The sequence below is a fragment of the Bacillus sp. FSL R5-0523 genome (genome assembly GCF_037975295.1).
Lineage (GTDB): Bacteria > Bacillota > Bacilli > Bacillales > Bacillaceae > Bacillus > Bacillus subtilis.
This window is the reverse complement of record NZ_CP150251.1, coordinates 460757-484776: the sequence shown is the minus strand read 5'-3', so window position 1 is coordinate 484776 and position 24020 is coordinate 460757. Positions and strand designations below refer to the sequence as shown.

Below are 24020 nucleotides of genomic sequence, written 5' to 3'. Positions count from 1 at the left end.
TGATAGTCCTTTCTGCTATGATGTCTCTGTATGCGATTTGCATTCAAAAATGAACAACAAAAAACACAGAGGCAAACGGATGCCCCTGTGCCATAACATCGAACACAGGTTTCATTCATCTCCTCTCACGAACGCTTACGAGGTTAGCTGACGGATTCGGGCATATGAGAGTTAGCCCTACCTAAAAAGGATTCACCCCAACGGCAAAAAGCCGTTCTATTGGGTCCCCCGCTCTGATTTCAGATTAAGCGATTTGTTTTCTAAAAGAGATCATACTCCCGTTCCCGCACGTTGTAAAGAGGCTTATTGGCTGAGAGAAAAAAATAAAATGACAGGTTCCACAAATGGAATTTACTTACCAAAAATAAAAAAACAGAGGCTAAAATCGCCTCTGTTTTATTCTGTATCTGCCTTTCTTTTTCTGCGTCTTACGGCAATCCAAATGAATACTGCCGCAATCACCATAATGAGTGCCAGCACACCAATATACATCCATTTCTGGCTATGATCCTGTGTTGGTTGTTCTGCATCGGAACTGTTTGTTTCCGATTTGAGCTGCTGGTGGTTTGTAAACACCTGCTGGCTGTTTGTTTCATTAAGGACGGTTGCCGACTCATCGTTGCTGTTCAGATAACTGATGATCTCTTTTGTGACAGCCGTGCCATCTCCTTTTGACGGTGCAAAGACTGCCATTGTATAGCGTGAATCCCAAATCGATGCTTGGGTAAATACCACTTGTTTTGTTGTCTCATTCAGCATCTCGAAACCAGATACATCAAACGAGCCGTTCTTTTCCTGCGGCACAAGCAGATCTGATGATTTCTCCTTCAGAAGAGAAAATTGATTGATCCCCCCTATGAAAATGAGGTTTCGTCCTTTCGCATCCTTTGCTGTAACGTCAGATGATTTCTTTACCGTATATGAATGCTGTGCTTCGCTGCCAAAGGATTCCGTTACGAGAGAAAGCTCCTCTAGCTTCGATTGGCTTACGGTGTCAGGAAGCACGATTAACGTTGTTTGATCCTGGTTTCCGGCGTAAGGCAGCGGCCACTCTTGAAAATCCGCTGACGGAGACATGCCTTTGATGGCGTATGATAATGTACTGTTTTTATCGATAAAAACCCACTTTTCTTCATCAGTCGTATTACAAGGGTTGTTTTCCTTTAAACCGGTCGTGACAAACTGAATATCAATGTAGCGGTTTTTTTGCAGCAGCTTAGGGTCCACTTTCACTGTGACATGATAGAATCCGTTTTTATCTTCTTTTCCTAATTCATCAAGCCGGACCGAGTGCGGCTGGCCGTTGATCATCACTTTCAGTTCTGCAGCCTGAGAGGCTGACTCGTTTTCAGCCGTTGAGGCTTGAATCGTTTCGGACTTTTTTAGTTTAAGCGACAGCTTCGCCGATTGGTTTTCATCTAAAACAGCCGAAGCCGGATAAAAATAATGTGCTGAAGATGTTTTGTCAGCTCCAATTGTGATATCACCCGCTCCAAAATTCTCAAGGGTCAGCTTATCGCTTTCTTTTTTTTCAGTCTGCTGAAGCTTGCTGATTGAAAGTGTATCGCCGCTGAGCTGGCCTGTATATGTCTGATCTGTCATCACGCTGATTTTTTTAGTGAGCGCGTCCTCGGACGCCGCTTGCGCAAACAGAACCGGCTGCTGTTTGCCCTCTGCTTTCAGCACCCGCTCCGCAAGCAGAAGGTTTTCTCCTTTTGCCTGTAGCCCGGCTTGTTTCAACAGTTTTTTCACTTTGCCGTTCCAATGCTTGTCCACGCCGATAACAATCGTCGGCTTATCGATTTTTTTCAGTTCAGATTCCGTGACATACGCAATACTGACACTGCTGTCCACCGTTTTCAAATAGCCTTCTGTTTTAACAGCAGCTTCTATTTCTGCTGAACTTGGGTTATCCGGAATGACGATAGCTGTTTCTTCCGCTGTATTTCCAGATTGGGCGAAAGGATACGGATAATGGTCCAGCGACGTTCCCTTCGCTTCACTGCTGTCAGCAAGTGTCAGCCGGCTGTCCGGATAAATTTTGATCCAGTTGCCTGATGTATCCTGTCTGACGCACACGCCCTCTTTCATTACGCCGTAGAATTTCAACGATACGTTGTGATAGCCTTGCGCAGACTGGCTTTTATTCAGATTCAGCTTCACTGTTTTCCGTTTGGAATCACCATCAAGCTTTAACGTCTTGACCGGTTCATCATCAATGACAGCCGTTAACGATGATGGAGAAATTAAAAGATTTGATGCCTCGTATTCGATTACCAATTGCTGATTGCCTGAAGAAGCGCCTGCCGGGATCTGATACGTCAGCTCTGCGCTGTCTTTTGATCCATACAGTGTAATCAGCTCGCTTGTCAGCACCTGCTGTTTGGCTTGTTCTTGGCTGCTTTTCCCGAGGAGCGAACCGCTGACCTGTACGTCTTTGGCAAGAGCTGTTTGTCCAGTCATCGCCAGCAGCATGAAGCTTGTGAGAAAAATCATTATTTGTTTCAAAAAGGTCACCCGCTTTTATGTTGATTGTATCGTTCTGTCTTGTACCATTTGACCTCTTGCTTGAATAAACGGTGCTTGATTTCTACGAATAAAGAGTAGATAACAAGCACAATCCATGCCTGCGAGTATGTGAAGTACATGAGAAATACGATAAAAAAGTTTTGCTTGTTCATTTCTGTTTTTTCAATGCTCAACGTAATCATGACCTCTGTCATAAATAAGAAAAATGCCAAAATCCAGAGAATCATTGCCAAAAATCCAACCGATAAATGCAAATCATAAAACAAATTCACTACAAAAATCGCATTTGACATGATCACGCCAAAGAAAAACAGGAAGTACGTAAAGAAAAAATAAAACAAATCAAAGATAATCCGTTTTCGTTTCAGCTTAAAAAACTGCGCCAAAAATTTGAGCACGACATATTGATTGCCGCGCGCCCATCGGGTGCGCTGGCGCCACCATACCTTCCATGTTTCCGGTTCCTGCTCCCACGTGATGGCGGCAGGGAAAAAGCGGATGTGGTAGCCGAGATTATACACCCGGATGGTCAGCTCAGTATCCTCAGCGAGCGCTTTGTCATCCCAGCCTCCGAGCTTTTCGATAATGCTTCTGCGGATCGCGAAGTTGGTGCCTGGGATCGTGGCGATTTTGAACCACTTCCATCTGCCTCCCTGGGCCATCCACTGAAAACAGATCGTTTCGATATTAATAAACCTCGTCAGCAGCGTCTTCGCTGCATTAATAACGCGGAATTTCCCTACCACGGCGCCTGCCTTTTCGTCATTCATCAGGCCGAGCACGAGATAATACACGGCCATTTTCTCAGGCGTGTTGTCGGCGTCATACACACAGATCACATCGCCGTTTGATTCGGCAAAACCCGAGTTAAGTGCAGAGGATTTTCCTTTTCCTGCATTTGGCGGCTTCGTAATCACCATTTTGATGAAATCGTATTTCTCGGAAAATTCATTGACGATATCACCCGTCCGGTCTGATGAATTATCATTAACGACGATAATCTCCAGCCGGTCCTTCGGATAATAAAGGTTGACCATCGCCTTCAGCGTCTGCCGAATCACAACCTCTTCGTTATGCGCCGGGATGAGGACGCTGACCTTCGGCAGTTCCTTCATGTTTTCTCTCCACTTTGGAATATTCCGTTCGAAGGTCATATAGTGGCGAAACCCGCCCTGCATGAGGAACATGTGGTAGAGAAGCATCACCCATATTAAACTTAGCGAGATAAAGAACAGCGTATTACCCAAGGCTTCTTCTCTCCTTAAAAATTCGTTTTTTCAATGTGGCTCTCAAGTAAAACGTATAACTGACAAACATGATGACAAATAAGAGCACAACAGCAGAGAGAATCCATAACGCCTTTTCAAGAGGGGTTTGTCGGTGATGATCGAAAAACTCGTCAATGGCGCTTACACCGTTTTTCACCTGAATCGTTCCGTCACCGCTTGTATGAATTTCCACTTTGTCTGTTTTGACGGTTTGTTTCGTTTTCTTTAAATCGAGCCATTCACTGTCTGGAATGCGTTCCATCTGATCAACCAGCTCAGGCAGATATTTCATCCCGAGGTACGGGTGATAAAATCCTCCGGCTACTCCGCCTTCAAAATCAATCATCTGGGAGATGTGCTCCTCCATCTCACCGAGCGGGTTTTGCTTTGATGTGTCGACAAAACCGATCGTTTCCGGATAAAGCGTCATTCCGTGCAACATCGAAGGAGCAGTCACAAACGGAGGTGCACCGGATGTTTTCCATGTTGTGCTGCTGAGCTGGACCTGGCCGAAAATGCTTGTAAAATACCGCGAGGCGATTTGATAGCCATAATCGGACATCGTGTAATGCGGCGCTTCAAACGCCAGCGGGTAAAGGCCCGACGATGTCAAATCCTCAATGGCACGCGTCAGTTTTTGTTTTGTATACGTTTCTTCCTTTTCCCGAAATGGTTCAAGATAGCTGTGATAGGCTTGTTCGTTCGGGAAGTCCTGTGCCTTCTCCAAAATGGACGGGGGGTCTTCGGCATTTCCGGATGTAATCGGCTGATCCGCCTTTGCATCCCAAAATTCAAAGCCCTCTCCTGTTTCACTGTAGCGATAAGCGTGAGTATAGCCGTGAACAATGATACTGCCGCCCATGCTTTGCAGCTTTTTCAGCACCTTGACCATCTTCGGTTGATCAGACAAATACACTTTGTCGCCTGTTTCCGGGTTCAAGTAAACCGGAATGACCGCCAGGATAAAAGGAATATGCCGCTTATGCAGGTATGTACCGGCTTGAAGCAGCAGTTTTTCATCAGACATCGGGCTGATATCCTCGAGACGCAAATACAATAACGTCGTCCCCGCCTTCTCTCCGAAAGCTTCTCTGAGCTGTTTCGCCACGATCAAATTGTCATTTAACAAATTTGTTAATCCAATGTACACATTCCCTTTTTTTGTTTTCCATATAAAAGAATGCGTGGTGCCTTCATCGGCTTTGAAGGTGTAAAGCGCCGTTCCTTTCAGGCCTGATACACTCAGCACGTTAAGCCCGCTTTCCAGAGACACATCGGCCTTTTCTGACCTGCTGTGAACCTGAAACACATTTTCTTTGCGGGCTAATGAAAGCCCAGAAAATTGGCTGATTTGGCCTGCGTTATAGCCAATGGCGACAACCGGTTTTTTTACGCCGCTGATAAGAGACAGCAGTTTTTTGCTGAGCTTTCTTTTCGTTTGGCCGTAATAAATCACATGGTCTTTCCCTTTGAAATCCGACGCTTCAACGTCTGAATCTTTTTTGACTGTCACACGGGATGTAAAGTGGCCCGCAAGCAAATCGAGCATTTTGACTTGTGACGACTTTTTGCCGTCCAAGGTTGAGTAGATGATGAGAATGCCGGCATCCTGATCTTTCGCTTGCGCAGAAACGGGAAAAGACGCAATAGCTGAAACTAGAAACATCATGACGCATAGCAATGTGATTCCTTTATAGTTCATTCATCATCATCTCGTTTTCCAGTTCTTCTAAAAATTGATCAGCTGTTTTGATATCGTTGTGGTAGGGCAAATAGCAAACGTGGAACGTAAGCGACACATACTTTCCATTCTCCAGCTGATATGTATCCAATTGTTTCTTCAGCTTGGTCAGAACGGCCGGCATATGTTCAGCAGGCGTGTGCGTCAGCACGATCCCGATACGCTCGTCAGAGGGACGGAATTTCTTATCCGTTTCCCGAACGCTTGTCCTGATTTGCTGACTGACATATTGGAAGAGGCGGTCGGTTTCTTTTTCACCGTACAAAGACTTAAACTCTTTGAAATAATGCATATGGAGCAGCAAAAACACAAAAGAATTGCCATAGCGCTCCGCCCGCTTGATTTCTTCTGAAAGCTCCAGCTTCATCCTTTGCTTGTTATCAAAACCGGTCACTCTGTCAACAGCAACATAGCTTTTAATTTCGGATTGAAGCCGTGTAATCGAGCGCCGAAGCTCTGCTGTAATATCGTGGATTCTTCCAGAAATAAAAGAAAACAGCAAAAGCGCGATTCCCCACACGACAAGCATTCGCAGCCCTTCCTCAGCCGGAAAGAGCGATGTCTGTCCAGTCTGGAAAAACATCATTAAGGTGCCGAGAACAAAGAGTACGATTAAGGTCACTGCCAGCGCGTAAATCGGGCCGAACCAGATGCCTGCGGCGATGACGACAAATGTGATGCAAAGGATCAGAGCACCTTCTGATTGCTGGGCTGACACATAATAAATAAACAAAGACAGGGCCGCTATGAGCCCTGAAAAATAAGCAAATAATTTTTGTGATTCACTGAATGATATTTTCATTAAAAAGCTTCCTTTCGGCTAACAGCGGCAGCAGATTGTCAAATGAATGCGTCTGAGTGCCGCTCATATAGCCTCCATAATATGATTTCACCGGATCATGAATTTCAAAGTCATTCATTCTGTCATATATGGCTTTGATGACAGAACTGTTTTCATGCTGTTTTGTCAAAAACAATGCGGCTAATGCATATACGGATGGAGACTCATATTGGACGGCAGGCTCCTTGGTATCTGCCGAATACCGCCCGTACAGCTTTCCGTTTTTCTGAAATTCCTGCTTGATCCAGTCCGCTAAAACAGATGCTTTTTCATCCCCTTCCGGCAAATGCCAAGCAGCGTAAAGCTGATCAATCAGGTTGATTTCACTGTCGTATGTGTATTCCTTCGTCTCCGAGCTGTATGTTTTCGGCAGAAAGCCATTTTTTAAAGGAGCTGAATAGAGAACATTGGCATTCCGCTGTTCTGTGTCTTCGTCTATGATTCCATTCTTCTTTAAGACAGCTAAGGCGTCAGGCATGACGTATGAAAGCGTCACATCCTTTGAAGCGGCCTGTGAGTCGTAATAGTCTGTAAATAACCCATTGTTCATATTGTATGTCTTCAAAGACGTGCCGATATCCCTAGCCGTTTGCGCGTAGTCGCTGCGGCCCCATTTTGCGGCGGCTTGGTCAAGAGACAGCATAATTCTCATATCATCTATCAGCGCATTTGTCCCGCTCGCTTGGCCATTTTGAATCTTCCACGTCACCAAGTGATTGCTCATCAGAAATGAATCAGTCAGATGCTGATATTGATCCTGGAAATGCGGTGCGTCATTTTTGCTGAGCAGAAACTCCATCCACAGTCCGAGAGATTCCGACAAGTAAGAAGGCTGGTCTGAAAAATCGGTTTTAATCAGCCCTTTGTCATTCATTAAATTGTGATAGATGAAATATTCCGCCGGCTGGAGCGGGTTGGCATTCACTTCTGTCGCCGACTGATTTTGGGTCTTGTTTCCAGCTTCAGCACACCCTGCGGAAAGTCCGATAGATAAGAAGAATAAGATGACAGCAATTAGTACATGCCTCACAGGCAAATCCCCCTTTGTCGCCTGAAGCAAATCAGACGCTCACAAATAGTTATAGACGAAAATATGACTGCCATGTTACAAAGTACATTTACTATAAAAGAAAAAAATGCAGATTGCTAGCTTTTTTTTCCCTTTTTGAACATTAAGAAAATAGGACCTAAGTCCAATAGAAAAACCTGTGCGATAAGCACAGGTTTTTCTATTATTTATCCAAACCGAGTTTTTTCAGCTGTTCTGCCAACGCGTTGTTAATCGGCTCATCTTTATTTTGTTTTTTCATATAAGAGGATACGTCCCGTTTGGTAGCACGCGCTTTGTCTTTGTTTTTTCGTTTTTCAAATACGGAGAGCTTCTCACGGTGGCCGCACACACACGCAAAGGTCTGGCCCTCGCCTTGGCCGCGAAGCTCCATCCGTTTATGGCAGTTCGGGCAGCGTGCGTTTGTTTTTCGGGCAATTGTTTTTCTGCTTCCGCATTCACGATCTTGGCACACGAGCATCGTCCCGCGTTTGCCGTTTACTTTCAGCATCATTTTGCCGCATTCCGGACATGCCGTTCCCGTGATATTGTCATGTCGGAAGGTTTGGCTGCTGTTTTTGATTTCTTTTACCGTTTGGTGAGCGTAAGCCTTCATATCTTTAATAAAAACAGCCGATTTCAATTTGCCGGCCGCGATCGCAGACAGCTTTTGCTCCCATTCTGCTGTTAAGGCCGGTGATTTCAGATCCTCCGGAACAAGTTGCAGGAGCTGTTTTCCTTTAGATGTGATAAAAATATCTTGGCCTTTTTTCTCGATTAAAAAGCTGTTGAACAGTTTTTCAATAATGTCGGCACGCGTTGCCACCGTGCCGAGGCCGCCTGTTTCTCCAAGCGTTTTGACGAGGCCTTTTTCTTCTCCCTGCATAAATGCGCTTGGGTTTTCCATCGCTGACAGCAAGGTCCCTTCATTAAAGCGGGCAGGCGGCTTCGTTTGGCCGCTTGTTTCCGTTAACGTGCGGACGGCAAGTGTGTCGCCTTTTTGAAGCGCAGGAAGTGTCTGGTCTCTGTCATCCTCCTGCTCATCATCCTCATCCGCTATATCATAAACGGCTTTCCACCCTTGCGACTGCACGGTTTTGCCTTTCGCCGTAAAGGTTTCTCCGCCGATTTCTGCGATGACCTTTGTTTCCTCATATTCGAATGCAGGCATTAATACAGCCAGGAAACGTTTCGCAATCAGGTCATGCAGCTTTCGTTCTTTATCGCTCAGACTGCTGAGAACGAGCGGCTCTTCGGTCGGGATAATCGCGTGGTGGTCTGACACCTTCGCGTCATTGACATATCCTTTATGAGATTTAATGCCGCGTTTTTTAATTTGGCTGACATATTGGGCATACGGTTTTACTTCCATGCCTTCCAGACGGTCTTTTAACGTCGGGACGATGTCACTGGATAAAAATCTAGAGTCCGTCCGCGGATATGTGACGAGCTTATGCTGCTCATATAGCTTCTGCAGTACAGAAAGCGTTTCTTTAGCAGAAAAACCGAAGCGCTTGTGGGCGTCACGCTGCAGCTCCGTTAAATCATAAAGCGCAGGCGCAAAGCTTTTTTTCGCTGTTTTTTTCAGCTCAGCTACGACCGCTTGCTTTCCTTCGAGGTTTTTTAGCAAACGGCTTGTTACATCTTGATTGAACGTTCTCGTCTGCTTTGATTTCTTATCCTGCCACGTCAGCGTCATGCCGTCGACTGCAGCACGTATGCCGTAATACGGAACGGGCGTAAATGCCTGAATGTCTGCCTCACGCTTTGCAATCATGGCTAGCGTCGGAGTCTGCACACGACCGCATGAGAGCTGGGCATTGAATTTTGTGGTAAGTGCACGGGTGGCGTTGATCCCCACAATCCAATCCGCTTCCGCTCTGGCGACGGCAGAATGGTACAGGTTTTCATATTCTTTGCCGCTGCGCAGCTTTTGAAAACCTTCCTTGATCGCTTTATCCGTCACAGATGAAATCCACAGCCGCTTGATTGGTTTTCGGACATTCGCTTTCTCAATGATCCAGCGCGCAACAAGCTCACCTTCCCGGCCTGCGTCAGTCGCGATGACAATCTGATTGACGTCTTTACGGGTAAGCTGGGATTTGACTGCATTGAACTGCTTTCCGGTTTTTTTTATCACCACAAGCTTTAAGGGTTCTGGGATAATCGGCAGATCCTCTAGGCGCCATGATTGAAATTCTTTTCCGTAGCCTTCCGGATCAGCAAGCGTCACCAAATGGCCTAAAGCCCAGGTCACAATATATTGATCGCCTTCGAGATAACCGTTTCCTTTTTTATGGCACTTCAGCACCCGGGCTAAATCCCGGCCGACTGAAGGTTTTTCAGCTAATACAACTGTTTTTGACATGCTTGATCACTTCTCTTTCTTTCACGCTCATCCTGTTATTATAACAGACTTCACGCGGCACTCTCTAACCGCGCCCGTTTTTCGTGTCAATTTCTGAGAAAATGACGTGAGTGACGGTTTGCGCGTAGGGCGATGTTTTGTTAATGAAATCTTCTACCGCTTCGAGGCTTTCGGCATTGATTTTCAGCATATAGCAGGCTGCACCCGCAATCCGGTAGCAAAATTCAATATTCGGCAATGTTTGAATATAGCTTTTGAACCGCTCATAATCCGCGTTTTTAACGGTTGCTTCCACAATGCAGGAAACGGGAAGCCCAAGTTTTTTCTGGTCGACCTCCAGCGTGTATTGCTTGATGATGCCAAACGATTCAAGCTGTCTTACCCGTTCTGTTACAGATGGAGGCGACAGTTTAATTTTTCTGCCTAATTCCCTCATCGACAAACGGCTGTCCTTCTTCAGCTCCTCAATGATATTCAGATCAATCTGGTCAAGTTTCATTTCAACATCCTTCTTTTTTGATTTTGTACACATTATCTCGGGTATTTTTGTAAATGACAAGTACAGTTCCCTAGAAAAGGCATGTAAAAATGAATGTTTTCCGAACATTTTTTGAAAGCTGTCATATGCCCCTCCGGATTGTTTATAGTATAAAATGAAAACGTGTCCACAAGGAGGGCGATTTATGCTGCACACGCCGATCGGAAGACTTCGCACGATGGGTTTTATTGAAGGAATGTCACTCTTAATCCTGCTGTTCATCGCTATGCCGCTTAAATATTGGGCAGGCCTTCCGCTTGCGGTGACAATTGTCGGTTCGGTTCACGGCGGGTTGTTCATTTTGTATTTGCTTGTCTTGGCTTATGCAACCTTCTCTGTCAAATGGCCGCTGAAATGGTCAGCTGCCGGCTTCATCGCCGCTTTCGTCCCATTCGGAAATTTTTTGTACGACCGCGGATTAAGGAAATATAAATAAGGGAACGCAAAAAAGGCTGGATTTTTATGATCCAGCCTTTCTTATTAAAACCACTTTGTCAGCCACGCAATATAGTAGGCCCCCGGAATAAACATGAGCTGGGCGAGGAGTGTGCCCGCCACCCTTGATGTGACCATTGTGACAGAGGTCCATTTTAAATAGATATAGCTTCGTTTTCCTTTTGCCACATCATCAGCTAGAACGGATACTTTAGGATCAACAAAAATAGCCAGCAGCATCGTCGCAATTCCGTTGATCAAACCCGAAGCCATGACGGCTGTCGTACTGCGCTCCGGCGCCAGAAGGCCTGCGTATAAAGCCGAAAGCACGCCAATCGTATAAATCGATGTGATCAGCATGTTGATGACAAACAAACGCTTCGGAATCAAGCGCATATGAAATCCTTTTACATATGAAATAGACGGCAGACGCAAATAGGAAAGGGCATTTTTGAATCCTTGTTTCGAGAATCCCTTTCGGAACACTTGAAAAACGGAGCCGCCGCCGCCCGCCAAGTGAATAATCGCCCGTGAAAAAAGAGCGACAAAAGACGGGAGCAGGATAATGCCCAAAATGGTGCCGACTGTCGATCCTAAAATTAAAAAGCGGAACTGCTCCCCTACAATCGCCAGTGCGTTTTTTCCAGCATCATCAATTAAATGCCCGGTAAAGGGCTGCTGCACCATGTTCGACATTCTGGATACGATGACCATGACATTAAACAGAGAAAGCGCGGACGCAATAAATCCAACGCGGGCCCCGGAAAGCCTTGTGGCATAGGCTAAGGTTTCTATTGAGTGAATCAGCAATAAAAAACAAAAAATAAAAAGTACTTGTGTTGTAATGACATGCACGTTATTCTTCCTCCAATTTCATCCTAGAGATAAGACTAGAAAGAAGACAAGGAGGTTTCAGTACGATGTGTTTTTTGCAATAAAAAAACCGTCCGGCGTACGCCGGGCGGTTTGTCTTATTCTTTTCTATACGCAAATAAAGATTATATCATCCGCCAAGTCAGGCGGGTTAGATTCATAAAGCATTGTTCCGAAGAATCATTCTGGAAAGTAAACACCATGGAAATTTCTTGAACACAAGACAACGAAAGCCCTACCTCTCAATCGTCACTGCGGCTCCGAAGCCGCGCCGGTGTGAATTGTAAAACAAAAAAGTCTTTTTTCCATCTCATCGTTAGGGGCGATTTGTTATGAAGGAAAAGAATAAGGGCAGCTGGTTATGCTGCTTGGGAAGCGGTAAGCTTCTCTCTCAAAACAGAAAAAAGAAGTTTACTTTCTTTTTTATTTGCTTATTTTTCTTACTAGCTATTCATAATAACATATCGCCCCTGAAAACACAAATTTTTTATAGTTCGAGTGAGACCGGTGTTTTCTCCCCGGCATTCATTAATCTGATATCCTCCGGTTCAATTTCAAGAATCACCAGATTCGGATCATCCTTGCCGTCAAACCAGCGCTCTAATTTGGAACTCCATATTTTGTCCTTGAGTTCTGCCGAATTGTTGATTTTGGCTTTTCCGGCAACTTCGACATATGCGTCGCCAAAACCTTCACAATCATAGCCTAATAAAATGTGGACATTGGGGTTGTTCTCAATTTCTTCTGCTTTATGAGTTTCCTTGCTTGTCGGTGTGTAAATCGTCAGCCCGTCATGGAAAAAAGTCATGTAGCGGGAATGCGGTTTACCCTTTTGAACTGTTGCGAGCGAACCTACTTTATGGTGATCTAGAACATCAAGCACTTTTTGTTTAATGTCTTGCTGATTCATCTCGAATCACTCCTTTTTAACGTCTCCGCTGTTACTTTTCCACATCCGGGGAAGATTTAAACAAGAAAGTGTGCTCTTTATTTTTCGCTTCCCATTCACGCTTTAACAGACTGTAGTAGACGAGGTCGTGATGCATGCCGTTTACGTATAAGCCGTCCCGTGCCCTGCCTTCCTCTAGAAACCCGAGCCGCTCCGGAACCGCTCTGCTTTTTTCGTTTCCGACAGCCGCACAGATCGCCACACGATTCAGCTCAAACTCTTCAAAAGCATACGTAATGAGTTTTCGGCAGGCAGCTGTAATAATGCCTTTCCCTTCAAATTCTTTGGCAATCCAATATCCGATTTCCGCCTTACGATTCACTTGATCAAGGTTATGCAGGCTGATCATGCCGCATAGGCTGCCGTCATAAAGGAGCCCCGCTTCGATGCCGGTCAGGTCTGCATACTGATGCCGCCATTCTGGAATGATGGTTTCTCTGTACGTGTCAGCGCTGCTTGGATCTACCGCCCAAAACAGCCACTGGCTGAGCCTCTGCTGATTTTGGATAATGAGTTCGGCCAGCCGCTCCGCATCATTCGGCTCCAATAATCGGATGGTGATGTGCTCATTTACCTTGCAAGTGAACATTGCCTCGCCCTCTTTCCTTTTTTACCCATTATAGCGATGATTCTGTTTTTTTCAATACAAAAAAAGGATGGGCTGTTTAAGCCCATCCTTATATTCTTGGATCGGTAAAGATATCATGTTTATCCGTGCTCGTCGATGACATTTCCGTCACGACGGCACCTTCTTCCCCGGCCTGGAACCAATGCTTTGTGTTTGGTGGAATCGTGTATTGCCCGCCCGGTTCTAGCTCAATTTCGTGCCAGACCGTATAGTGTTCTCTGTCTTCCTGAGGAGGGAGAACTTTTGGAAGCGGCGTTTTTTCTCCTTCTACGTAAAGATACACTTTTCCGTAGCGGCAGCGGAAGGTCTCCTGCTTGCCTTCCTGGCCGTCGACCGGCGGATGGCGGTGTTCCGGGCAAGTCTGTCCCGGAAACAGCACCAATTCCTTTGAACAATAACGGTTTGTATTGACGTAGACGAAGAGCTGGAGCCCGACTTTTCTTTCTTTTCCTAAGCCGTAATCCATCAGCTGGATTTGGTCTACTTCCTCGTCCGTTAATACAATCCCTGCTTTTTGATAGTAGCTGTTCACTTCTTCTTTCGTGATGCCCATATGTCTCACTCCCTCTTATGTCGTCACAAAGTTTCCGCCGTTGACATGCAGGGTCTGTCCTGTCATGTAAGAGGACTCATCTGATGCCAGGAGCACATAACAGCCGACGTGCTCAACAGGCTGTCCAGGGCGGCCCATCGGCGTATCTTGCCCAAATTGAGCAACTGTTTCTTCAGGGAACGTAGCTGGGATTAGTGGCGTCCAGATTGGACCCGGCGCGACTGCATTTACACGGATGCCATCTTTAACAAGCGCCTGCGCCATTGTTCTTGTAAAGGCGTTGATCGCCCCTTTTGTCGCTGTATAATCAATCAGTGTCGGGTTCCCTACGTACGGGTTGATGGATGTCGTATTGATGATGGCGCTGCCCGGTTTCAGGTAATCAATTGCTTTTTTAGTCAAATAAAATTGAGAATAAAAGTTTGTTTTGAATGTGCGGTGAAGCTGTTCGCTCGTAATATCTTTGATGCTTTCCTTCGGATGCTGTTCACCTGCATTGTTGACAAGGATGTCAAGGCCGCCTAGTTCCTTGACCGTTTTTTCAACCGCTTCATTGCAGAATTCCTCTTCACCTACGTCACCAGCAATCAGCAGGCATTTTACGCCTTCTTGTTCAACACGTTTCTTCGTCTTCTCAGCGTCTTCATGCTCATCCTTATACACAATGGCGATGTCTGCGCCTTCCTTTGCGTAAGCGACGGAAACCGCGCGTCCGATCCCGCTGTCGCCGCCTGTAATAAGAGCTACTTTTCCTTTTAATTTGTCTGCTCCTTTATAATCCTCGTACTCATACACCGGACTTGGATTCATTTCGCTTTCAATTCCCGGCTGGCGACTTTGAGTTTGTGCCGGCAGTTCTTTTGGATAATTTGTCATGATGATTCTCCTCCTTTGTTTTCATGTCTATTTGTTGTGTACCTCACACACTCTTTGGATAAACATGGCTTGGCACCTTCGCATTGCTTTATCAGAAAAATGTTTCACATGGAACGCTGGGAGGAAATTAACTCAAAAAGGGGGTTGGTTGCTGAATGATTAACATGCTTTCTAGAAGATTCAGCAGGCCAAAGGGCGTCATCGGCATGATTGCCGGGTACATCATGGCTGCTGAAAATCAAACACTGAATCAGTGGACAATCAATCAGCTGGGTATCACGCGCGGGGACAGCATTTTAGAAGTCGGGTTTGGCCCGGGATACTGCATGCAGCAGATATTGAAACGCAAAAAGGATGTTCATCTTCATGGGATTGATGTGTCAGAGGCCATGCTGAAGCTGGCCGCCCGCAGAGTGAAATCAGAGGAGGTACGCCTGATACAAGGAAGCGTCGAGACATTTCCTCTTTCCGCCTCGTTTTATGATAAAGTGATTTCCGTTAACAACTACACCATTTGGAATGACCAAACAAAAGGCATGAAACAGATTTATCGTGCCTTAAAGCCCGGCGGCAAAGCAGCCATTACGATGCAGCCCCGGGAAGCGGATGCCAGCCCTGAGAAAACCAAATCATTTGGAAAACAGATGATTGCCGACTTCAAAGCAGCCGGCTTCGAAGACATTGATATACAATTTAAGAACATTAAGCCTGAGCTTTCCGTCTGTGCAACTGCAAAGAAGCCCGCCACATAAAGTGGACGGGCTTCTTCTTTTATGAATGTACAGCCTGATTGCGCAGGACGTCTTTTTTCACTTTGCCAAGGTTGTTTTTCGGCAGTTCGTTAACAAATTCAACTTCAGGTATTTTGTAAGCGGACAGGCGTTCTTTACAAAATGCGATGACATCCTCTTCCGTGATGCGCTGGCCGCCATTTTTCACGATAAAAGCTTTCGGTTTTTCACCGTAAAGCGGGTCTGGAATACCGACCACAGCCGTTTCAAGGATTCCCGGGATCTGCTGGATAACTTCTTCAACCTGATCAGGATAGACGTTATCGCCTCCGTAAATAATGACATCCTTGTAGCGTCCCGTGATGAAAATAAAGCCATCTTCATCCACATAGCCTGAATCTCCGGTTCTGAACCATCCATTTTGCAGCACTTTAGCTGTTGCTTCAGGATTGTCTTCATAGCCTTTAAATAAGAATGGAGTATGAACAACGATTTCGCCGATTTCTCCTTGAGGAAGTTCTTCTCCGGTCAGAGGATCTTCCACTTTGACTTTAACACCTGCCACAGGTTTTCCTGCAGATGCCGCTTTATCCATTCCCATCTCAGGCAGCCATGTGCTGATTCCCCAAGCCTCAGTGCTTCCATAGCCGTGCGCGAGCGGAATGCCGATATCAAGATAGCGGCGGATCAGGCTGCTCGGCACTTTTGTTCCGCCTGTCATTAAAATCACAAGCGAAGATAAGTCGGTTTGATGCGTTTCCCACGCTTCAAGCAAATACGTGTAAAACACAGGAAGAGCCATCACAGTTTGAATTTTTTCTTCTTCAATGACCTTCAGCATGTGAACAGGATCTTGATCCTTTGTAAACACAAAGGTTGTTTCTGCAAACGTTCCAAGCATGATGCAAATGAGCGCACTCGTATGATAAATCGGATGGCACGCGAGAAAACGAAGGCCCTTCATGCGTGCTATTGAGCTGTTGGATTTTTTAACGTATCTGTATATGCCGCCATGTGTAATCATGCATCTTTTCGGGTTTCCCGTTGTTCCAGATGTAAACATCAGAAGTGCTGTATCATCAGGGGAAACCATTTCCGTCTCTGGCAAATGATCAGGACCTGCAAACAGCGCTTCAAATTCAGCAGATGTTTCGTAAGCTGTTCCTGTTTCCATTGTTACACACAGTGAGGACAATTCAGGAAGAACTTCATCCAGTATCTCTTTAAACTCCGCTCCGTAAAACATCGCTTTCGGTTCACTTGCTTTTAAAATGCCTGTCATTTCATATGGTTTCAGCTGCCAGCTGACAGGTACGACAACAGCACCTATTTCAAGTGCGGCGAACATAACAGTTGAGGCGGGATGGCCGTTTTTGCAAAGCAATGCAACACGGTCGCCCTTTTGAATTCCTTTTTGAAGCATGGCATTCGCCAGCTGATTAATCCGTTTACGGTAACCTTTATATGTCAGTGTATGGTCTCCGCTTTTTACAGCCTCTATTTCTTCGCTATTCGGCATGTCATGCAGAATCAGATGCTGTAATGTTTCCATATCGTCATCTCCTATATTCTCTTGAATCTTCAATAATTTGTTAGATTTTCTTCCTTACCTCACCCATTTTAACCCAAAAAAGATAACTTGTAAAACTATTTCATTTTGGAATTATTCCAATACTGAATGATAAAATAGTCCCACATTTTCTTATTTTGTTCCCCGTCCAAAGAAAAACACACGCCAAATTTTTGACGTGTGCCATGCAGGTTTACAGTATGTTTTTTTCTTTCATCCATGTGAAAAATATGCGGTTTAACCGCTTATACAATTCTTGTTCTCCTTCTTCTTGAAACCCCGCCATGCTTTCTCCGCTCTCGATAATTGCCGAGCTGATCGCGCTTAAAATCTCCGAGCCTTCAGCAGATAATGAGCTAGGCGCCATCATGACGAGGATGCGTGTCATCCTGAGGGTATTTCCGTCCATGCCATCCACTTCATAGGAGGTGCTGAGATCAAACATTTTGAAAAAAGGCAGGACGATTTCATCATTTTTGAGATGATAGAGCGCCATGTTTGTTCCGGGGATTCCCAATCCCCCTTGTTTCTCCCGCTCTGCCAGGCAAACCGCGGCTTTTTCCGGATTACAGATCAGGCCATCCTTCTTCAGCTGTTGAAAAAGCTCTAGCAGAAGCATGCTATGGTCCGGGTTTGTTTTGAGTTGAGCTAGCGTAAAATGGCGCAGAACATCTTGGATAACTTCCATATACCGCCCTATGCTTTCCGCCGCTTCCAGCATATCAGGTACATCAGCTTGCTGCGCCTCTTCCTTCGGGCTTCTTTTTTTGTTAAGAATAAGGGGAATCTTCCGCTTGATATACTGCTTGACCTGGTTTGCGTCTTCCTCATTTAACAGCGGGCTGACCATGATGTAATCAATGTTTTCATAAGGAATCGGTACAGTGGACACAATCATATCATAGGCTTGAACATCCTTCCCCTTTAGCTCGATCAGGGATGACATATCAAACGATTCAATTTCCGGCAGCTCTTTTTTCAGTCTGGAGGCAAGCATTTTCGAAGAGCCAATCCCGCTTGAGCAGACGACAAGCGCTTTCACTTTTGCTTCTTCTTTTTTGATTTCAAGAGCCGAGCCAAAGTGAAGAACGATAAAAGCGATTTCATCATCAGAAAAGGACATGCCCGGAAAATACTTTTCGACGCCTTCTTCGATCGCCATATAAAGCAAAAAATAATCGCGCTTGATCTGTTCCTTCATCGGATTGTATATCTCAATATTTTCTTTTATGCGGCTGACGGCCGGCTCCAAATGGGCAATCAAGCCTTCATATAAAGAGTAGTTTTTCGTCAGATCCATTCTGATTTTGTCTGAAATAAAAGCAATGAGCCGCTTTGTTTGCAGGGCTGTTTCCAGCTCAATTTCCTGCGCTTTGTATTCTGTTTTGTATTTTCGATTGGCGCTTCGAAGGTGGATTGTAATATAGCCGACCTCCGCCTCTGGAATCGTCACGCCGAAGGCACGTTCAAGCTCGCCCGCGATTTCAAGAGCAGAGCTGTATTCCTTCGCATTCTTCAGTTCCTCAAGCTCATTTTGCTCCATGGTGATGGTTTCCCCAAGCTTAATTCGTTCGATCGCATACGTCAGATGGACGACGAGCGCTATATAGGAGCTGTCGGACAATGAAAAAGCGATTTTTTCTTTGAGCTGAAATAAGATGCGCTCCATTTTTAGCAGCTCACCTTTGCTGACAACACCGAACATTTTCTCTGAAGAATCGGTTTTTCCTTTGATGTTTAATTCAACCGCTTCCAAAAACATTTGGATGTCGAGACGGTTCACAATCAAGTTGCCGACAATTTTCCGTTTCGCATTCTCCGGCCCTATGAGCTGGATGCCAAAACCTCTTTTGCGGATCAGTGTCAGTCCGAAGGGAGAAATCCACTTCTCGAGCTCATCTAAGTCATAGCTGACCGTTGCATTCGTCACCTGAAGATCATGAGCAAGCGTGTACAGCTTGACGGGCTCCTGAGACTCTAATAGCGAACAGAGAATGAGCAGTTTCCGTTCGTCCGCGCTGTATTCATGGTGTTCATATGATAAATCGGTGAGCAGCTTTTGTTTATCTTCGGGACTTCCAACTGCTTTCAACCCTTTGCCGGGCTGTTTATCAAGCGTAAGCCCGACGGTTTCCATCAGCGGCTTAATTGATTTGAGCTCCCTGTGAATGGTTCTCGTGCTGACCTCCATCAGCTCAGCAAGCTCAGTTACGGTTATATATCTGTTTTGTAATAACAAGTGCTTTAACAGCTTTTGTTCTCTGGCAGTCATATACATAAAAAAGACCTCCTAGACAATCTTGATGTGCGGATGAAGTCGCAAGGAGATGCAGTAGAGGATATAGAGAGGTTTCCTTTTAATATAAAACGCTTTCAAGAAAGAATCAATCACTTATAAATGGTAATTTGGCACTAAGCGGTGTGACAATATTGAAAAAGCATCAGCTGGTAAGCTGATGCTCAGCTTGTAGAGAAAACGGTGTTTTTTTCTACAAGCTTTTTTGTTTTGTGCTGTTTCTTTACATATTCATCTGATTTCAGGTGCAGAAAAAGCACTCCCACATGCCTAGCCTTGCTTGGCTAGGTATGTGGCAATCTTCTTCATGTTTTGGCATGCGGCTGTGAGGAGAACTTGTTCGCTCACATTCCGTTTTCCCCTCAACCTGCAATAGCGAAGCCCGTGCAGTTGTTTTGAATCTGCAAAGCTTCGCTCTATTTTTTCTTTTCTTTTTTTGTAGAGGTTTTTTCCTGAAACAGACAAGCGATTTTGTCTGACCTTTTCTTTATGATCTTCCCATACATGCCGAGTAATCACTTTCTGCTGATTCTTTGATTTTGTACAGTTTTTAAGCAGCGGGCATGAGGAACATATTTCAGGATTTGATTTGTATGACCGGTAGCCTTTTCGGTCAGTTGTTGAGTATGTAAGTGTTTGGTGATTTGGACAAATGTATCTGTCTTGTTCACTGTCATAATGAAATTTCCATTTTGGAAACAACCCTCGGGTAGGGTGATAACGTCTATGTGCGATGACACCAAAGATTTGTCGGTCAGATAATCCTTTACAGATCGGAGTCGTTAAATATCCGGAATCAAGGGCGACGGCTTCTACTTGAAAACCAAATCGTGCGATTTGGTGATCCAATCGGTCAAGATAGGGCACAGAATCATGGACATTTCCGGGTGTGACATAGGCATCGGTGATAATGTTGAATTTCATATCTGTTGTACGGTGATCTAAATAGAAAAAACCTTCTGGTTTGTTTTCACGATACAGATAGCCACTTTCCGGATCGGTTGTACTGTGGCGGATCTCTTTTTCAGCTTTCACCTCCTCTTTGGCTGTTAATGGCTTTTTTCCGTGTTCCTCCCGATCCTCTTGAATGGCTTCATTTAAATCCTTGATATAGTTTTGGGTATCCTGCGCAATTGTTTTTCTTGTGTATTTATGCCTGTTGGCATTGGCTTTAAGGTGTGTGGAGTCAGTGAATAGGACTCGTCCGCCCACCATGTCGTGGTTGATGGCCTGAAGAACGATCTCATCAAAGATGTCTTGGAAGATGGTTGTATCTTTAAAGCGTGTGCGTCTGTTCCAGCTGATGGTGGAGTGGTGCGGAACTGGATCATTTATGTTCAATCCAAGAAACCATCTGTACGCCATATTGTAGTAAATTTCTTTTTCGAGCTGTCTTTCTGAACGGATACCATAGAGGTATCCGATAAACATCATTTTGAATAAAATCAGCGGATCAAGTGAGGGGCGGCCTTTGTTTTCACTGTAGTAAGGTTTAACCTTTTCAATGATGAAAGAGAAGTCTATGTATTGATCAATTTTTCGAAGCAGGTGATCCTCTTCGACGAGTTGGTCAAGCAGAACAAATTCGGCTGTGTTTTGAGAAGAGTTTCTTGTGTGGAACATGAGAAAGACACCGTCCTTTTCAGTCTTTCTTTTATTTTATTACAGGGGAATTGATATTTTAAGGGAAAAATAAAGGCTGTCGAGATTTTCTCGACAGCCTGAGCATCAGCTGGTAAGCTGATGCTTTTTATGGAATATCGTAACCCTGTACGGCTGTAAAAATGCGGAACCATTGATCCTGGTCAAGCTTGTATGACAACGCATTTATCGCGGCGGAAATTCGCTCGCGCTTTCCGCTTCCGACAATCGGCATGATGTCGGCCGGATGCGTATACAGCCATGCGTACATCACCTCGTCCAATGAAGCGGCGCCAATCTCTGCTTGAACGGATTCAAGCGCCGTGCGGACACGCCGGTCTTTTTCCGTGTTTCCAGTGAATACTTTGCCGCCTGCCAGAGGCGACCAAGCCATCGGCGGAATCCGTTTTTCCTGGCACAGGTTCAAAGTGCCGTCGAGCATATTTTCTAATTCGTATGCGGAAAGCTCAATCTGGTTGGTTACGAGCTTCTCAGGCAAATACGATTCCAGCATCCGATACTGGTGATCTTTAAAATTTGAAACGCCAAAGTACCTGACCTTGCCAGAGCATTTCAAGGCCTGAAACGCCTCTGCTACCCCCTCCGGATCCATGAGCGGGTCCGGTCTGTGAATCAACAGCACATCAATATAATCCGTCCTTAAGTTCATAAGCGATTGCTCAACGGATGCCAAAATATGCGATTTGCTTGTGTTATAATGATGCGATCTGTGAGCGGGCCGTTCAGGCGATTCAAGAACGATACCGCATTTTGTGACCAGCTCTATGTTTTCTCTTAATCCAGGCGAAAGGGCAAGGGCGTTTCCAAACAGCTTTTCGCACGTATAGCCTCCATAAATATCCGCATGATCAAAGGTCGTGATGCCGTGATCGATACACCATTCAATGAGGCTCAGGAGTTCAGCATCGGAATAGTTCCATTCATTCAGCCGCCAAAGCCCGTGTATGACTCTTGAAAATTGAAGATCCTCCGCCAATTGAATACGCTGCATGCAAAATCCCTCTTTTCTTTGTATAGACCGGGTTTTGCCCCTTACTAGTTCATTCGGCCTCAGATCCCCTTTTTCCTTTCGCTCCTTTTAAAAAGACATTTTAATTCGATTGAAATTGCTTTTTCGCTTTCTCAACGACATAGTGGCTGCCGCCGCGGTCCTGCACATTTTGGATCATCATGGCGACAAGCAGGTCTTTGTTTTTGTAATCGTAGCCGACAAACCAGCCATTTTCCGTGCCGTCTTTATCATCTTTTGATGTTTTCAGCTCGGCTGTTCCTGTTTTCCCGGCCACTGTGATTCCTTTCACGACAGGCTGATACGCTGATCCGCGCTCATCTTCCACAACGCCTTTCAGACCTTTTGTAATGTCTGCCGCTCCTTCCTTGGTGACCACTTGCTTGTGCCAAACATCAGCTGTTTGTGAATCTTTTTTGATCAGCGTCGGTTTGACAAGGTCTCCGTTGTCAACAAATGGCGTGTAAGCAGTTGCCAAGTGAAGCGGAGACATTTGCATTTGCCCTTGTCCGTAGCCTGTATCCGCAAGCAAAATGTCTGAATCAAGCTTGTCATTTGCAATAGACGATTTCTGGATCGGGAATTCATACGGAACGTCCTCTGAAAAACCGAATGTTTTTAAGCCTTTTGTGAAGGTGTCCGCTCCCATATCAAGCGCATTTTGGGCAAAATAAATATTGTCTGACGTAATAAGGGCGTTTTCCAAATCGACTTGTTGAAGTCTCTCAGACACACGTGTCACTGAATAGCCGCCCCAGCTCGAATCTTTTTGCCACTCCTTGCCTTTGATTGTTTTCTTCTCATCGGCTTTAAGGGTGCCGTTTTTGATTCCAATAGCAGCCGCAATCGGTTTAATGGTAGAACCTGGCGCGTATGTCTTATTGAATTTCGCTGAAAACGGATTGTTTTTATCTTTGTTTAGCTTTTTCCATTCCTTATCGCTCCAGCCGAAAATAAATCCGTTTGGATCGTAGGAAGGCGCACTGACAAGGGCGAGTGTTTCGCCTGTCTTCGGCTGCAGCGCGACTGCCGCCCCGCTGTCATCCTTCAGTTCATCATACAGCTTCGTTTGCGTTTTGATATCAATTGTGAGGTGAAGATCCTCGCCGTCCTTTGCTTTCTTTTCAGCGATGACTTCCCCGGTTTGCGGCACGTAGATTTTCCAGCCAGTTGTGCCTCTTAGCTTGTCTTCATACACATTTTCAAGTCCGGCGATACCGATGTTAGACGTATCGCTGTACGTTCCTTCTTTCTTTTTCTTCAGTTCTTCCGCTGTAATGGCGCGGACATAGCCTGTCAAATGGGCTGTCTTTTCGCCATACGGATAGTAGCGGGAGCTGACATTCGTTCTTGTTACGCCTTGTAATGACGTCGCTTCAGAAACTAATTTCTCCTGGTCAGGCTTGACCTTTTTGAGCGGCACAAACGAATCGTCTTTTACCCAGCCTTGATCCAGCTTTTTCTTGATGTCGTCTTCAGTCAAATCAAGTTTTTTGGCGAGTTCTTTTATAACTTTCTCTTTTTTATCGCCAAGCTCTTCGGGAACAATTCCAATTTCCGGAACATCTGTATTGACAGCTAAACCTTTTCCATTTTTATCGTACATTTGGCCTCGTTTCGGTTCAATGCTCATAATTTGCACGGTTTTGTCGTCAGCCAGCTGCTTGAAAATAAACGATGGGTCCCAATCTATATTCCACGACTCCTCGTCATCTGTTTTTTCTAATTTCAGCACAGCAGTATTCTTGAAGCTGACTTTGCCGGCATTTGTGTTCATGCTGACTTTATACGGGATATGTTTCATCGTCTTGTTGTCTTGATCGTCCTTATCTACTTCTCCCGCAGTGACTTTCAAATTTTTTACGCCGGCCTGCTCATAGATGGCTTTATACCTGTTGACGAAATCTTTTTTGGAGATTTCTTTTTTGACATCTTTAGTCAGGCTTTGATACATGTCATCGAATTGCTGATCGTTCCACTGTTTCACGAATGCTTCCATGCGATCCTCTGGTGAATCTGTTTTGGAGCATCCGATTAACCCAATCAATCCGACGCATAGAAATACTAGTAGAATACACTTTTTTAACATGACTTTCCCCTGCCTT

General features: G+C 45.2%; 19 protein-coding genes and 1 riboswitch. Of the genes, 2 read left to right on the top strand and 17 right to left on the bottom strand.

Going from position 1 to position 24020, the window contains the following annotated elements:
• Nucleotides 1-117: 117 nt before the first annotated feature.
• A riboswitch (cyclic di-AMP (ydaO/yuaA leader) is annotated at nt 118-261 on the bottom strand.
• A gap of 135 nt (nt 262-396) precedes the next feature.
• The 7 genes from NYE53_RS02455 to lrpC all read right to left on the bottom strand — a co-directional run bounded on the left by NYE53_RS02455 (nt 397) and on the right by lrpC (nt 10294).
• On the bottom strand, nt 397-2508 hold the full coding sequence (locus NYE53_RS02455) for a cellulose biosynthesis cyclic di-GMP-binding regulatory protein BcsB (RefSeq protein WP_339247058.1): 2112 nt from the start codon (nt 2506-2508) through the stop codon (nt 397-399).
• Nucleotides 2509-2513: 5 nt separating this feature from the next.
• Nucleotides 2514-3776 carry a glycosyltransferase family 2 protein gene (locus NYE53_RS02450; RefSeq protein ID WP_003246697.1) on the bottom strand — a complete coding sequence of 421 codons (1263 nt, stop codon included), beginning with the start codon at nt 3774-3776 and terminating at the stop codon, nt 2514-2516.
• A complete protein-coding gene (locus NYE53_RS02445; RefSeq protein ID WP_339248483.1) occupies nt 3769-5478 on the bottom strand; it encodes a DUF2334 domain-containing protein in 1710 nt (569 codons plus the stop codon). The genes NYE53_RS02450 and NYE53_RS02445 overlap by 8 nt, the downstream gene beginning before the upstream one ends.
• 10 nt (nt 5479-5488) lie before the next feature.
• Complete coding sequence (epsK, locus tag NYE53_RS02440) at nt 5489-6340, bottom strand: cyclic-di-GMP receptor EpsK (RefSeq protein ID WP_133953664.1); 852 nt, start codon at nt 6338-6340, stop codon at nt 5489-5491.
• Nucleotides 6321-7409 (bottom strand): lipoprotein YdaJ, encoded by a 1089-nt coding sequence (locus NYE53_RS02435; protein WP_339247056.1) that lies wholly within the window; start codon nt 7407-7409, stop codon nt 6321-6323. Before NYE53_RS02435 ends, epsK begins: the two co-directional genes overlap by 20 nt.
• Before the next feature lie 202 nt (nt 7410-7611).
• A complete protein-coding gene (locus NYE53_RS02430) occupies nt 7612-9795 on the bottom strand; it encodes a DNA topoisomerase III (protein ID WP_339247055.1) in 2184 nt (727 codons plus the stop codon).
• Nucleotides 9796-9859: 64 nt separating this feature from the next.
• Nucleotides 9860-10294, bottom strand: a complete 435-nt coding sequence (gene lrpC / locus NYE53_RS02425; RefSeq protein ID WP_003246585.1) for a transcriptional regulator LrpC — start codon at nt 10292-10294, stop codon at nt 9860-9862.
• 184 nt (nt 10295-10478) lie between these two features.
• Between lrpC and NYE53_RS02420 the strand changes: the two genes are divergently transcribed.
• Complete coding sequence (locus NYE53_RS02420) at nt 10479-10769, top strand: DUF3817 domain-containing protein (RefSeq protein ID WP_014475846.1); 291 nt, start codon at nt 10479-10481, stop codon at nt 10767-10769.
• Nucleotides 10770-10813: 44 nt separating this feature from the next.
• On the opposite strand, the gene amj is transcribed toward NYE53_RS02420, so the two are convergent.
• The 5 genes from amj to NYE53_RS02395 all read right to left on the bottom strand — a co-directional run bounded on the left by amj (nt 10814) and on the right by NYE53_RS02395 (nt 14647).
• Nucleotides 10814-11623 carry a lipid II flippase Amj gene (amj, locus tag NYE53_RS02415; RefSeq protein ID WP_123372821.1) on the bottom strand — a complete coding sequence of 270 codons (810 nt, stop codon included), beginning with the start codon at nt 11621-11623 and terminating at the stop codon, nt 10814-10816.
• A 505-nt stretch (nt 11624-12128) separates the two neighbouring features.
• Nucleotides 12129-12551 (bottom strand): pyridoxamine 5'-phosphate oxidase family protein, encoded by a 423-nt coding sequence (locus tag NYE53_RS02410; protein WP_003234396.1) that lies wholly within the window; start codon nt 12549-12551, stop codon nt 12129-12131.
• Nucleotides 12552-12582: 31 nt separating this feature from the next.
• Nucleotides 12583-13179 carry a GNAT family protein gene (locus NYE53_RS02405; protein WP_133953667.1) on the bottom strand — a complete coding sequence of 199 codons (597 nt, stop codon included), beginning with the start codon at nt 13177-13179 and terminating at the stop codon, nt 12583-12585.
• Between the two features lie 88 nt (nt 13180-13267).
• On the bottom strand, nt 13268-13771 hold the full coding sequence (lyxE, locus tag NYE53_RS02400; protein ID WP_339247051.1) for a D-lyxose ketol-isomerase: 504 nt from the start codon (nt 13769-13771) through the stop codon (nt 13268-13270).
• 15 nt (nt 13772-13786) lie between these two features.
• Entirely contained in the window at nt 13787-14647 is an 861-nt protein-coding gene (locus NYE53_RS02395) for an SDR family oxidoreductase (protein WP_336155070.1), read from the bottom strand.
• A gap of 155 nt (nt 14648-14802) precedes the next feature.
• On the opposite strand from NYE53_RS02395, the gene NYE53_RS02390 reads away from it, so the two are divergent.
• Entirely contained in the window at nt 14803-15399 is a 597-nt protein-coding gene (locus tag NYE53_RS02390; protein WP_336155069.1) for a class I SAM-dependent methyltransferase, read from the top strand.
• Between the two features lie 19 nt (nt 15400-15418).
• Here the strand turns inward: NYE53_RS02390 and NYE53_RS02385 are convergent, their stop codons facing one another.
• The 5 genes from NYE53_RS02385 to pbpC form a co-directional block, all read right to left on the bottom strand.
• A complete protein-coding gene (locus tag NYE53_RS02385; protein WP_128473604.1) occupies nt 15419-16930 on the bottom strand; it encodes a class I adenylate-forming enzyme family protein in 1512 nt (503 codons plus the stop codon).
• 211 nt (nt 16931-17141) lie between these two features.
• Nucleotides 17142-19226, bottom strand: a complete 2085-nt coding sequence (gene mtlR, locus NYE53_RS02380; protein WP_339247048.1) for a mannitol operon transcriptional activator MtlR — start codon at nt 19224-19226, stop codon at nt 17142-17144.
• Between the two features lie 288 nt (nt 19227-19514).
• A complete protein-coding gene (locus NYE53_RS02375; RefSeq protein WP_024713943.1) occupies nt 19515-20867 on the bottom strand; it encodes an IS1182 family transposase in 1353 nt (450 codons plus the stop codon).
• 127 nt (nt 20868-20994) lie between these two features.
• Nucleotides 20995-21897: an aldo/keto reductase family oxidoreductase gene (locus NYE53_RS02370; protein WP_339247046.1), complete on the bottom strand. Its 903-nt coding sequence runs from the start codon at nt 21895-21897 to the stop codon at nt 20995-20997.
• Nucleotides 21898-21997: 100 nt separating this feature from the next.
• Entirely contained in the window at nt 21998-24004 is a 2007-nt protein-coding gene (gene pbpC / locus NYE53_RS02365) for a penicillin-binding protein 3 (protein WP_339247044.1), read from the bottom strand.
• Nucleotides 24005-24020 lie beyond the last annotated feature (16 nt).